We start from the raw sequence: 14,637 nt of genomic DNA on the forward strand, positions 1-14,637 counted from the left end.
TATTTTCTCATTCTCTTATTTCTGGCATCAGAAAAATAACGCCTCTACCTTCATCCCTGTTTAAAATCCACCTCTAGCTTCGATAAGTACTGTTTGCAGTAGGCTTCACCCAGCACCGAAAAGTGCACCCCTTTCTCTGCCATTATCGTCTCTGTATAATCCTGACAAATATCGAAATACGTTTCAGGAACTTTCTTTATCGAACGAAGTGACTTAGCAACTTGCTTAAGGATCAGCAAATATGGCGAAATAGGTAACGGGTTATCACTTTTTGTCCTTGACTCAACTCGTTCAATCCAGTTATCAAAAGGATAAGTATGTAACCTGTTTGGGCTATAGCTGAGTATTTCGTTCCAGCCCAAGGTATGCCTCCCTATCAAGTGAAAGTTTTGTGGTTTTCTGCTCAGCAACATACTCAATGAAATAATTGCCTTCGCCGCAAGATTAACTGGAATCATCCGCTCATTGGTTTCATCCTGCGGATACCCTCCTAAATCTATACAACTCTTAATATAACGGGCAACAACATCATTTTGCGAACATGCTCCAGTTTTACTATCAGCCGCCACCCGCCCCAAGCGAAATATATGACAAGGCAAACCTTGCTTTCTGGCATGATCCACCAGCCCTTCTGCAACCCACTTGCTGGCTCTATAACCAAAGTCTTTAGTATGTTTTTCATCACCAATAGGTTCGCACTCTGTTATCAACCTCGGTTGCTCCGTCGGCATAAATATTCCTGTCGTCGAAATATAGCTAAACAACTTAACCTTTGACTGGGAGGCCAAACGCAACAGCGACTGCGTACTGTCAACATTGGCCTGTTTGAGCTCAGAATACGGCATGATGTGGTTTACTTGTGCACCATTATGAATAATCCATTCGGTTCCCGTTGCCAGGGCATCCCACTGTCCTTTATCCAGCCCCAGATCCGGCTCACAAAGATCAGCCGGAATAGCCACAATACGGTGGTGGAAATCGGTCTGCCATAAGCCGTAACTAGCCATATTTTCCACAAGCCTATTAAACCCTTGCTTCGCATCTGGCGCCCTGACCAAACAGTAAACCTTAAGACCCGGGTTATGGCTTAACAGCTCATCTAAAATAAACGCACCGACAAAGCCCGTCCCCCCGGTCAGCAACACGCGAATTATTTTTTTGTTGTCGAAATGCCTATTTAACTGCTCCAGCCTTTCTGAAATATCCTCAAGATGCAACGGTGGCGAAGAGGTGGTAACCAAGTGTATCTCTTGGTCGAAATCTAGCCAGCGCTGTTCCTGCTCACTGGTGTTTCTCTCCAGCCGAAGCGCCAAACCCTGAATCGTAGGCGATTCAAATAAATCTCGAATTGATAGCTCGACTGAAAGTTGATCTTTTATTCTGGCAATAAGTTTGACCCCAAGGAGAGAATGTCCTCCAAGCTCAAAAAAACTGCTATCGGTACTAATACGGTCAACCTTGAGCAAAGATTGCCATATTTCGAGCATTAGCTGCTCTATGTCATTTTTAGGCGCTGTAATTACTTTTTCCGAGGTATGCTGGAAATCAGGTTCGGGCAATTTGCTCTTATCCAACTTTCCAAGGACTGTAAGAGGAATACTGTCAATGAATAGTAACTGTGCTGGCTGCATATAGTCCGGTAATTCTGACTTTATTTGTTGCCACAAATCCTGCTTGACTTGTTCACTCTTATTGCTGAGCCTTGGTTCAAGAACGATATATGCAAACAAGAGTTTTCCACTACCCGGATAATCATTGGCCAGCACCCGCGTTTGGACAACGCCCGGATGCTGAAGAATAACCGCCTCAATTTCAGACGGTTCAATTCTAAAACCCCGGATTTTAATTTGATCATCTACCCTGCCCCAATATTCAATATCACCGCTATCGAGCAATCGGGCTTTATCGCCAGTGCAATATAGTCGCTCTGCCAAACCCGGCAATATCTCGCAATTAATGAATGCTTCAGTGCTACCTGCATTATTGATATATCCAGGACTTACTGCCGGACCTGCAATGCATAACTCTCCAACCGCTCCCTGAGGAACCAGTCTGCGTTCGCTATCCAATATATAGCACCGGTGGCTTCCCAGTGGCTGTCCAATTGGAACCGCCGTGCCTTCCAGCCAGTTTTTGGTGTCATAGGCCGTCGCAATGATGGTTGTCTCCGTTGGACCATAGGTATTCAGCAATTGGATGGATTCTCCAATGTATTTTTTCCAGTGTGACAGCCGACTGGCTGTCAGGGCTTCCCCCCCAAGGATAATCAGGCGTAAGGAGTTACTAACCGCAATGCTGCTATCACTAATATCAGCGCTTAAACTATTCCACACCGCCGTCGGTAAGCCGGCAATAGTAATACGATATTGATCAACAAACTCATTGAAATGCTGCCAATCTGCCAACACCAAATCGTCCCTATACACTACGGCTGCACCATGAACCAATGCCATGAAATGCTCCTCGACGCAGGCATCAAAGCTAAATGACGAGGTCTGCAAGATACGGTCCTCAGGCATGACCTGATAGTGATGCTGTGCCGCAAGGCAATAGCTTATTAAATTTCCGTGACTTATCCTTACTCCTTTGGGCTTGCCCGTGGTCCCGGAAGTATAATTGACGTAGGCGAAGTCCGCTTCGGATATTTCAGCAGGCGAGACCTCACTCGGCTGCCCCTGAAGCATTTCTTTAGTACTTGCTAGATCAAGTAGTAAGTAGCCAGAACATGGTATCAAAGTACTTTCCCAGCACAACAACATGTCAGTCTGGCTATCTTCCAGCAAATACTGCTGGCGAGATACCGGCAATGCCGGGTCGATCGGCAGGTAGGCGGCACCGCTCTTTATCACTGCCAGAATGGCCACCGACATATCCAGTGAACGAGGCAAGCTGATTGCTACCAGGCTCCCTTTCCCGATATGCTGTAATCTCAGCCACCCTGCCAGTTGGTTTGCCCGACTAACAAGTTCGTCATAAGTCATAACCTGCCGACCATGCTGAACTGCCACAGCCTCTGGCGTGGATACCGCCCAGCGCTCTATCAGGTCACAAACACTTATACCTGTGCTAGTGAAATCTTGCGTATCCTCATGTCTGGCCTGCTCGAACAATAACTGTTTTTGCTTTTCCGGTACAAGATCGATATCACCGAGATTGATATCTATATTCTGGACAATTTGTGCTAGCAGAAGCTCGTAGCTTTCTGATAACCGGGAAATCGTCGAATGATCAAACAACTCACTGGCATAATGCCAATCCAGTATATATTTCCCTTCCGCCTGGTAGACGGACAATGTGAAGTCAAACTGGCTCGCGCCATGGCTTAACGGGAAATCCGACGCCAAAATGCCCTCAAAGCGGGCATCATCGGCCCTTTCGTTGTTCTGCAGCACGAACAAGATCTGGAACAACGCATTATGGCTTAAATTTCGCTCGACCTTGAGCTCATCCAGCAGCAGTTCATAGGGAACACTTTGATATTCAAATGCATCAATCAGGCTACGCTTGTTATCCGCCAGCAAGCGAGCAAAAGACGGATTCCCCTCCCAACAAGTCCGTAGCGCCAGTGTATTGACGAAGTAACCCATGACAGTTTCAAAGTCTTTGTGGTGCCGGTTTGCAATTGGCGACCCCATGACCACATCACTATTTTGCCCATAGCGCCCGATGACGGCTGCAAATGCTGTTTGCAGCAACATAAACATGGTGACACCTTGCTCTTGAGCCATCTGCTCAAGGGCCTCGCCCAATGCTTCTGGTAACTCGCTTAAATAACCATCGCCAAGGTTATTGGCTGCCACTGGACGGCTTCGATCTAACGGCAGGTTATGCTGTGGAGGGGCACCTTTTAGCTGTTGTTTCCAAAACGCCAAATGCCGCTCTAGATTGCTTCCGCTGAGCCAATTATTCTGCCAGTTAGCAAAGTCACCATAATGCCGGGATAACGAGGGGAGCATATTTGAGCGGTTCAATCGATAACCGTTATATAATTCAGTCAACTCACGGATAAAGATAGTCAATGACCACCCGTCCGAGGCGATATGGTGAATATTGAACAAGATGACATGCTCTTCGATACTTAACCGGTACAGATACACCTGCAGCATATAGTCAACAGCCAGATCAAACGGCCTCGATGCATCGATTGATACCTGATTTTTCAGCCGTTTCCCATTGGCCGATTCAGAATAGTCCAATTCGTGGATAACAAAGTCTTCTGATGGAAGAAGAACAGGTACAGGCTCTCCGTCGTTATCCCGGTACACGGTGCGTAACACAGGGTGTCTGTCAAGCACTGTTAACAGCGCATGGTAAAGAGCACTTTGATCTAGCTCCCCTTTCAGTGTCAAGGCCATGGGCAGATTAAACTGGCTGGTACTTTCCTCTACCTGCTCTAGAAACCACAAGCGACGCTGGTTATACGACAAAGCCGGAGTACCATCTGAATTAGGCTGTTCATAACCCGCAGTTTCTTTTTGCAGGCCGGCAAGGATCTCTGCCTTATAGGTTTTCAATTGACTAACTAGGTCAGGGGTCAGCGTCCCCTCAGGGGCCTTTAGCTTGACCTTATTATCGATAAGCTCAAAGCGGATACCACGTGTATGGCATTCCTTTAGCAATTGGCTCAGCATCATAGTTCCACCTCTTCAAAGACCTCGTACTGAGCATCGGTTCCCGAGGATGATTGATTGACCAACTTATAATAGAAATACTGCTCAATGAGCTCAGCCTGTTCAGATAGCACAGGCCGCTCAAACAACTCCCTGTAACTAATCTCGACATCAAACCGGAACTTGATATTGGCCACCAATTTGGCGATCAATAGCGAATGACCGCCAAGATGGAAGAAATGGTTATTGATCCCCACGCGCTCAACCCCCAGTAGATCTTGCCAGATCTGGCACAACATGGATTCCACGTCATTTCGCGGTGCAATGTAATTACCGTCGACCACTCTTTCGGGTTCAGGCAATGCACTTCTATCTAGCTTGCCGTTACTGTTCAACGGCAGCTTGTCCAGTAGGGTGTAGGTGGTCGGTTGCATGTAAGCAGGCAGTACTGATGCCAAAGACTGACGGATAGCTTCAATATCAAGCTTCTCGTTGGAGGCAGGCACTAAATATGCGGCCAAATAGGGATTGTCATCCCGCTCTCGGGCAATGACGGCGACTTCCCGAATGCCTTCATTGCCATTTAGTGCATGCTCTATTTCTCCCGGCTCTATTCGATGGCCACGGATTTTGACCTGAAAATCATTCCTGCCGAGATACTCCAATTCACCTTCACCGTTCCAACGAACCAGGTCTCCAGTACGGAACAATATCCCAGCTTCCTTACTGCCCTGGTACAAGTTCCCAACAAGATCAGAGATAAAGCGCTCTGCTGTCAGCTGATCATCGGTATACCCAGCCGAGACGCCATCGCCTGCCACATACAATTCACCGACGCCACCTAGCGGTACAAGCTGCTGGCGGCTGTTAAGTACGTACAACCGAGTATTGGCAATCGGCCTGCCAATCGGCACCAGTCCTTTACCAGAAGCTAGGCGTCCGGTGTTATAATACGGCTTAGTGTCAAACCAGCTCACATCCGCTGCGACTTCTGAAGAACCGTAAAGATTGAGCAGTGTGGCTTGTGGCAAACGGTCATAAAACGCCGCCGTGACCTGATTCGACAGGGGCTCGCCACTCGAAGTCCAGAGTTTTAACCTTTCCAGCGGCATCAACTCGTCAGCAGGCAGAGCCAACAGGGCCTTCAGTAGAGACGGAACCAGAACGATACGAGTAACAGCGCCAGCGGCTAGGGTGGCAGCTAGACGTGACGGCTCCTTGACAGTTTCATCACCAACCAATAACAGTGGGACCCCCTGCAAAAGTGGACCGAAAATTTCCCAAACATGATCGACAAAGTTCAGGGATGTTTTCGCGCAGCAAACTTCGTCCTTGGCAAATGGATACTGCTCCCACATCCAGTACAGGCGGTTCAGCACGCCCTGCTCAGTCCCTTTAACGCCTTTGGGCTGCCCCGTCGACCCCGAGGTATAAACAATATAACTCTCTGCCGAATGATAGGAGGCTCTCTCCCTCAGAGATACAAAGCAGGAATCAGTCCACTTACTTTTAGAAACCCATTCCTTGACCGTCAATTGACGAATCGAGTGTCCGGCCAGCCAATCAAGGTGCGGTTGAGCAGTCACCACCAAAGCAACGCCGCTGTTAGTCGCAATATAGCTCAGGCGTTCAGCCGAATAGCCAGGCTCCATAGGTACATAGCATCCCCCTACTTTGAGCACGGCCAAAAGTGCGGCAACCATTATCGGAGAACGTTCCAGGTGAATACCGATACGGCTGCCCGGCTCGACACCAGCCTCAATGAACTGACCAGCAAGCTGGTTTACCGCTATATTCAGCTCCCTGAATGAAATAGATTGACCGTTAAAAGTCAGCGCACGGATATCAGGACACTCATTCGCCCTGGCTTCAAATAACTGGATCAAGCTCTGCTCTCGCGGGAAAATGGATGTTTTGCTGCCCAGCACTGCTAACTGCGCCTGGTGCTTTGACGACACGGCATCAATCGACGCAACGGACTGCACCAGCGAACCAGAAAAAGCCGTCAGTACCTCCCGGTAAACTTCAATTAGCCGGCGAGCTGTCTCTTCATCGAACAAGCTGAGCGCGTAGTTAAGGTTACCGATGATGTTTGGCTGACTGTCATCCAAAAACAGGCTCAAATCGAATTTGGCTGGGCTTGGTAGCTCAACGCCATCAGTAAGTTGTGCTGGCGAGAAAGGTAAATCTTTATTCGCTCTGCCCTCATCACCAAAGCGCTGAACGCTGAACATCACTTGAAAGATCGGGTTGCGAGAAGGGTCCCGCTCGATATCCAGCTCATTAACCAAGAGTTCAAACGGTAGCTCCTGATGAAACTTGGCTTGCATAACCATCTGATGCACATCAGCAATCAAGTTTTCAACATTCTGATCGAACGCGACCTTATACCTGAGGGCCAGTGAGTTAACAAAAAACCCGATCAACGACTGAGTCTGACCGTGGTGTCGGTTCTCCGATGGCGTACCCACCACAATATCATCCTGCCCTGAAACCAAAGACAATGTCACATATAGACCACTCAACAGGACAGTATATAACGTCGTTTCTTGCTGCTTGGCAATCTTACGTAGCTGACCGGAAAGCGCTTTATCCAATGTAAAGGCAGCATCCCTTCCTCGGTAATCAACCTGAGGCGGCCTTGGCTTGTCTGTAACCAGCTGAAGAGGTTGATACCCAGTGAGCTGTTCGCGCCAATAAGCGAGTAGTTGCTCAAGAACCAGCCCCTGCAGGTACTCACGCTGCCAGCATGCATAGTCGCTATACTGAATATCGAGCTGCGCTAACTGGCTGTCTCGTTTTTCAACCTCTGACTGATATAATTCACCCAGTTCACGTAGAAAAATATCGAACGACCAACCGTCGAAAGCGATATGATGCCAGAGGAACAATACAAATTGCTGTTCTTCAACAAGATAGCGGTGAACCCTGAATGCAGGCTCTTCACCAAGATTAAATAACCGTTCACTGTCTTTTTCGACAGCAGCTGGCAGCTCCAGCTTCGAGTCTAAGTATCTTTCTGCTACGGCAGGCGGCTGCTCCAGCACCTGCTGATAATCTTCACCCTTATCATTGGTCCGAAGTACCGTCCTCAATATGGAATGGCGTCGGGTAAGTTGCTCTATCGCCGTTTCCAAAGCAAGCCAGTTAATATCAGAAGCTAGTTTTACCAGCAGCGGCGTGTGATAAGTACTGGTTCCCTGTTCAAAACGCTCAACAAAAAGCAGGCGCTCCTGGGCAAATGATAGTGGAGCCTGAAGCCCTGAAGCTCGAGGGATCACAATCGCCTCGCTATGTTCCAGTTCGGCAGCAAGTGCTGCAATGGTTTTGCGTTCGAACAGGGTCGGTAACGGAATATCGACATCAAGCACCTGCCGGCTGACGGCAGTCAAGCGAATAGCAGAGATCGAGTCACCGCCTATTTGAAAGAAGTTATCCTGTATCCCAACCCGCTCCCTCCCCAACACGTCTTGCCAGATTTCACACAATCGAGCCTCAAAGGCGGTACGCGGAGCCACATATGCTCCAGCATCAACAAATTGAGGAGCAGGTAGTGCCAGGCGATCTAACTTGCCGTTGATAGTCAGCGGCAGGGCGTCGATAAACGTTATGCTGGCCGGCACCATATAGTCAGGCAGTTTGGATAACAAAATTGTTTCCAGAGTCTGAGCATTAGGGCTAACCCCTTCTTCGGCAACAACATAGGCGACGAGGGTTTTGCTCCCGTCATGTTCGACGGTACTAACAACGGCCTGACTGACCTCTTCAAGCGCCGTCAGGGTACTTTCAATCTCCCCCAGTTCAACCCTGAAACCGCGGATTTTCACTTGGTTATCATTACGCCCAACATACTCCAGCAATCCGTCCGGTAGCCAGCGTACCAAATCGCCGGTCTTATAGAGTCGAGAATATATCTCGTCTCCATCGGCAAACGGGTTATTGATAAAACACTCCGCCGTCAATTCGGGCCGGTTCAGGTATCCACGCGCAAGCCCAGTTCCGGATATGCAAAGCTCACCGGTAACACCTACCGGCACTAAGGCACCCACCTCAGACAACACGTAACATTTTTCGTTGTTGAGTACTTTTCCAATAGGCAAGAGCTCACCGTGATGGTCGACGCTATCAAATATCACAGCAGTACTACAAACCGTTGCTTCGGAAGGTCCGTATGCATTGAGCAGTTCCACGCCCCGAGCCTCCAGGGCCAATACGTCATTGCGGTAAATGCGATCCACACCGGTAAAAATTCGGGTCATCGTCGTCGTGCCTCCCTGCGCTAGGTAACTGGCGAAAGACTTGACGAAAAATGGTGGCAAGTAGCAGAATTCAATCTCATGATCATTCTGCCAAGTGAACAGTCTGTCTGGATCATGCCGGCACTCCTCTGGCACGATATGCAGTTGACTGCCAAACAACAATGAGCTGAATATTTCATATACCGAGGCATCAAAGACATAGTTAGCCCACACTGCAGCTTTGGTTTTACCGTGAACAAGCTCCTCATTAGACAGCAGTGCCACAAGGCTCCTTCCCTCTATCATGACCCCCTTCGGCTTGCCAGTCGTCCCTGAGGTATAGATGACGTAGGCCAAATCCGCCGGATGGCGAGGCAAATCCAGATTATGCCCCGGGCAACCTCCGAACAGGCTGTTATCATCCGCGAGCAAGATCGGCGGCATTGCAGAAGAGCTCTGGCAATATTGTTCGAGTTTTCCCGATAAGCTGCGCTGCGATAGCAAGATGGCCGAACCGGTATCCTCCAAGATGAACAACGTTCGCTCAAGGGGGTATTGCGGCGAAATCGGCACATATGCCCCACCAGCCTTAAGCACAGCAAACATGCTGACTAGCATCTCCAGCCCGCGTTCAAAATACAGCGAAATCAGCGTATCCGGCTTAAGCTCACGGCGATAGTGCTGTTGATGCCGAGTCCGAATCTGCCTGGCTAACTGGTTAGCCAGGAAGTTAAGCTCACTGTAGGTCAGTTGCTGGCCTTCGAATGTCAGGGCAACACTGTCTGGTGTAGCTTCGACCTGCTGCTCAAAGATCTCTAGCAGCGTCTTATCTTGTAATGGAGCATCCGTCTGATTCCAGGTTTTCAGCAGTGTATGCCGCTCTTCTGTGCCGACAACGTCTATCTCAGATAACACCTGCCGGGTATCGGTAACCATAGCCGCCAGCACCCGTTGATACATGTCCGTCATACGAACAATCGTTTGGTCATCGAACAGGCTAACCGCATAGTTCATGTTGGCTTGCAGACACTCCTGGCTGTCATCAATGCGCAGGGTAAGCTCAAACTTTGCAGGTTCATAGAGCGTTGAAGAGATATCAAACGGCTTGAATGGCAGCCCGCCTTCGGTTTCACTAACAAATGACTGTACACTGAACATAGTCTGAATGAGCGGGTGCCGGGAAGTATCCCTTTCAACGCCTAGCTCACTAACCAGCCGTTCAAACGGCACATCCTGATTGGCTTTGGCTTCAACCACAATCCGTTGGGTTTCGCGGATCAATGACTCGACGTTCATCTCATGATCGACCCCCAACCGCAAAGGAAGTGAGTTAACAAAAAAACCCATTATCGACTGGGTCTGGCTCTGGTTGCGATTTTCCGACGGTGTGCCGATCACAATATCCCGCTGACCTGAAAGCACAGAAAAGGTGAAGAACAAACCACTGAGCAAAACGCTGTACAGTGTCGTTTCCTGCGCTCGGGCAAGATCGCGTAGCCGAGTAGACAGTTCCTCGTCCATAACAAAACCATAATCCTTGCCCCGGAAGTCCAACTGCTTGGGCCTCGGACGATCCGTCGGTAGCGACAACACCTCATGACCGGCTAGGGCATCAGTCCAGTAGCCCATCTGCTCACTAAATGCAGCCTGTCGTTCAAAATCACGCAGCCAAACCGAATAGTCAGCGTAGTCAATGGCAAGTTCAGGCAACTCAACCGCCCTTGAATGGCACAATGAATCATAAACATGTGCCAACTCTCTGAGGAAAATCTCCAGTGACCAGCCATCGACCGCAATATGATGCCAGAGAAAAAGTTGGTACCTCTCCTGACCGTATTGGAAACGACATACCCGCAACGGTAACTCGTTGACTAAATCAAAGGGACGGCGGATTTCTTTTTCAATTGTTGTCAACAATTCTGATTCACTTGCAACCGATAGTTCCCTGACACTGACCGAATCGGCAACAACCTGCTGATAGTCGTTGCCTTCTTCATCGGTTCGATACACAGTCCGTAAAACAGAGTGGCGTTCAACCATATGAGCCAAGGCCTGATCCAAAGCCTCTAGCTGAATATGACTGTCGAGCTTAAAAATTAACGGGACATGGGAAACATCACTGTTTCGTTCATAACGCTCTACAAATAGCATTCTCTCCTGGGAGAATGAGAGCGGGAACTGATTGAGCTCCGGGAGACTGTGGAAACTTTCCGGTGAGCCAATATGACGAGCCATAAAAAATGAGATTAATGCTTCTCTGTTCTGCTTTAGCTCATCGATCATTCCTTGCTCGGGCTGCTCACTCTCATATGCAACTTTCAGCGATTCCCCTTCTAGCCATGCTGAAATACCAGCTTGTCTTAACTTTTTTAGCAGCTCAATCATCGTTATAGCTCCATTACATTTTTAATTTTTTTATTGCCAGCCCTGGCAGATATCTCAACTATCCTGCGGCCATTTCCATTGCTACTTCGTTCAGCCAAACCAGCAACCGTCTTCAACTCAAACAGGTCCCTGAGCTTAAGATTCAGACCCAGCTCCCGGTTAATCGAAGACACCAGCTTCACCGCCGCGATAGAGTTGCCGCCAATCCGATAATAGTTATCATGGATACCAATCCGCTCTACCCCCAACGCATCCTGCCAAATAACGCACAACTTAGTTTCCAACTCGTTTCTCGGCGCTACATAGTTATCTCTGTTCGTATTTTCGGGAGCAGGCAATGCACGACGATCAAGCTTGCCATTGGGTGTAAGCGGAAGCTCGGAAAGCACGGTCATAGAGGCGGGAATCATGTACTCCGGTAACTTGGCTGCCATTAGCGCAAATAGGCTGTCAATATCGACCTCGACCAAAGGCTCTGGAACGATATACGCCGCCAGATTGAGTAAGTCTTGCGCTTCCCGCGCAATCACAACAGCATGTCTAATATCAGAAAAGCCCACCAACGTGCTTTCTATTTCTCCAAGTTCGATACGGTGGCCGCGAATCTTAATCTGGTGGTCATTTCGCCCGACATAGGTCAGCACACCATCATCACACCATCGGACCTGATCGCCAGTTTTAAATAACACCCCCTCTCCGGCCAGGGGACGAACAAATCTCTCACTGGTTTGCTGTTCATTGGTATAGCCAGCAGCAACCCCCACCCCACCGACATAGAGCTCCCCCACCATGCCACGGGGTAACAACTGCCGGTTGGCGTTCATGACATAAAGTCGGGTATTGGCAATAGGACGGCCAACGGGGACCGAATCCGCTTCGTCAGGCATTTCGCGAGTGTCATACCATGTTGCATCGGCCGAAACTTCAGACGAACCATACAGGTTTAGCAGCACTGCGTTTTCAAAGCGGGAATAAAAGCGGCGCACCAAAGCAGCAGGAAGCTCTTCGCCACTGGACGTCCAGTGCACTAGCGACTGAAGAGGTAGCAGTTTCTGTTCAGGCAAATCTAAGATTGCCTGCAGCAACGATGGAACCACAACTAGGCGAGTCACCCTTTGGGCTGCCAGCTCTGTTGCTAACTCAGATGGATTCCGGGCTGTTTCTTCGTCCACCAGGACCAGTGGGACCCCTTGTAATAGCGGACCAAATAGCTCCCAAACATGATCAACAAAGTTGAGCGATGTCTTGTGACTGCAAACCTCTCCCGAAGAAAAAGGAAACTGCTGCCACATCCATTGCAACCGATTCAGGAGCCCTCGCTGGGTGCCTTTGACGCCCTTTGGAATCCCGGTTGAACCTGAGGTGTAGATAATATAAATCAAACTGTCGGCCAGGCTACTCGCCGGAGTTTGATAACGTTCCAATCGGGTTTCGCTAGCCAAAGCCGTCAAGTCAACGCCCACAGTTTTCCTGCGGTGCTCCAGTGTTTGCTGCTGATCAGCCGCCGTAAGTACCAGCTCGATATCGGCGTCATTAATCATGTACTGCAGGCGGTCTTCCGGGTACCTCGGATCAAGGGGAACATAGATCCCACCTATTTTGAGTACCGCTAAGATCCCGACCACCATTTCAAAACTACGGGCCATATGAATTCCAACCCGAGCACCCGAGGCTAAACCAAACTGTGTCAGTTGATTTGCCAGAGACGACGAGAGGCGATCAAGCTCAGCAAAATTAAGCGTCTTTTGGTGGTAAACCAGCGCCGTGGCTCCAGGCACATGTTGAACTTGCTTATTGAACAAAGACAACAGGCTGTTATCTTCCAGCCCCATCGACGAAATGATGCCCTGGCTGTCTAACAAAGCCCGTTGCTCTGAATCACTGATTAGGTGCAAGGCAGACAACGGCGCTCGCGGCTGCTCTGCAACACCTGTTAGTAAATTTTCCAATGTTTCTGCCAAACGTTGGATTGTCTCTTGATCAAAAAGATCAGTGTTGTATTCCCAGACAAATGCCAGCCGTTCCTCATCTTCAGTAGCATAAAGAGTAAGGTCATATTTAGCTGTGATTGCCGAGCTCTGGGAGGCCTCTATTTCAATACCGGGCAACTCCAGCACTGGCTGCGTGTTATTCTGCAGTACCAGCATGATCTGAAAAAGCGGACTGTAGCCGGCAGAACGGCCAATATCCAATGATTCCAGCAGCAGCTCGAAGGGGAGTTGCTGATGCTCAAGCGCACCAAGAATAGTTGCCCTAGAATTAGCCAACACCTGTTCGAAAGTCATCTCAGGGGCAACTTTGCCCCTCAGAACCAATGTATTGATAAACAGACCTATAATATTACTTAGCTGGTGGTGGTCCCGGTTCGCAACTGGGGTACCTATCATGACGTCGTCATCGTTGCTCAACGCAGAGATCAATACGGTCAGCAACGCGTGCAACCCCATAAATAAAGTGGCATTCTGTTGCCGGCATAGCTCTCGAAGTGCATCGGTTTGACGCTCTGACAAGCGGCTTTTCACTACAGCCCCGCGGAAGGTTTGTTCCGGGGGCCTTGCCCGATCCAGCGGAAAGTGGTGAATCTCCGGAGCCCCAGCGAGCGCTTTTTTCCAATAGTTTTGTAATTTCCCCAGCGAATCCCCGCGCAGCTCGTCCCGCTGCCAACATGCATAATCGGCATAATCGATCATAAGCTCGGGCAGCGGCTTCCTGTTTCCAGAGATATAACGGTGATAAAGAGTACTCAGCTCTTGGGTCAGCAAGCTGATTGACCAACCGTCAGAGCTGATATGATGCATGGTCTGCAGCAGGATAAACTCACCATCACTAAGTCGGAGCAGCGTCGAACGAAGCAGGTTATCGCGCCGGAGATCGAAAGGCGTCGTTAGCTCTCGCTGTACCGCCCTTTCAACCTCACGCTCCCTGTCAATGGCTGTTAGCCCAGACAAGTCAACCATCGTTAGTGGCTTGGGTTTATAGGGACGAATTTGCTGAGCCGGCTGACCGTGGTGGACAATGACACCGGTACGCAGCACCTCATGACGGCGTAAGATTTCATTCAACGCCCACTGCAGCGCGTCGACATTCAACGCCCCTCGGAGGTTTACCACTACCGGCATATTATACTGTACGCTGTTATCCTGAAGCTCATTCACCACCCAAATGGCCTGCTGGGAGAACGAAAGTGGCGCAGGAAAGGAAGTATCCCGAGTCGGTATAGATAAGACCGTACTGCTGCCCTTAAATGCAGACAAATATGAGATTAACGCTTCCTTATGCTTTGAAATAACTGTCTTTAAATCTTCTGGCAACTCAGTGGTAACCCTAGCCTTCAGTTTGCCTTCCAAGACATAAAGAAAAATCCCTTTTTGATTCAATGACTGAATCAACTGATTAATATCCAT

General features: G+C 49.2%; 3 protein-coding genes. All 3 read right to left on the bottom strand.

Annotated features, from left to right (window positions below; translation table 11 throughout):
- Nucleotides 1–50: 50 nt before the first annotated feature.
- Genes C9J03_RS03285 through C9J03_RS03295 form a run of 3 tightly spaced genes read right to left on the bottom strand, consistent with a single transcriptional unit; the run spans nucleotide 51 to nucleotide 14,637 of the window.
- Nucleotides 51–4,634, bottom strand: a complete 4,584-nt coding sequence (locus C9J03_RS03285; protein WP_044621683.1) for a non-ribosomal peptide synthetase — start codon at nucleotides 4,632–4,634, stop codon at nucleotides 51–53.
- On the bottom strand, nucleotides 4,631–11,233 hold the full coding sequence (locus C9J03_RS03290) for a non-ribosomal peptide synthetase (protein ID WP_052829670.1): 6,603 nt from the start codon (nucleotides 11,231–11,233) through the stop codon (nucleotides 4,631–4,633). The genes C9J03_RS03285 and C9J03_RS03290 overlap by 4 nt, the downstream gene beginning before the upstream one ends.
- Nucleotides 11,234–11,235: 2 nt before the next feature.
- Entirely contained in the window at nucleotides 11,236–14,637 is a 3,402-nt protein-coding gene (locus C9J03_RS03295; protein WP_052829671.1) for a non-ribosomal peptide synthetase, read from the bottom strand.

This window comes from Photobacterium gaetbulicola (assembly GCF_003025515.1).
In the GTDB taxonomy this organism is placed as follows: Bacteria; Pseudomonadota; Gammaproteobacteria; order Enterobacterales; family Vibrionaceae; genus Photobacterium; species Photobacterium gaetbulicola.

Coding starts and splice junctions, on each gene's coding strand:
- C9J03_RS03285 (WP_044621683.1), bottom strand. CDS start 4,634: ATGATGCTGAGCCAATTGCTAAAGGAATGCCATACACGTGGTATCCGC.
- C9J03_RS03290 (WP_052829670.1), bottom strand. CDS start 11,233: ATGATTGAGCTGCTAAAAAAGTTAAGACAAGCTGGTATTTCAGCATGG.
- C9J03_RS03295 (WP_052829671.1), bottom strand. CDS start 14,637: ATGGATATTAATCAGTTGATTCAGTCATTGAATCAAAAAGGGATTTTT.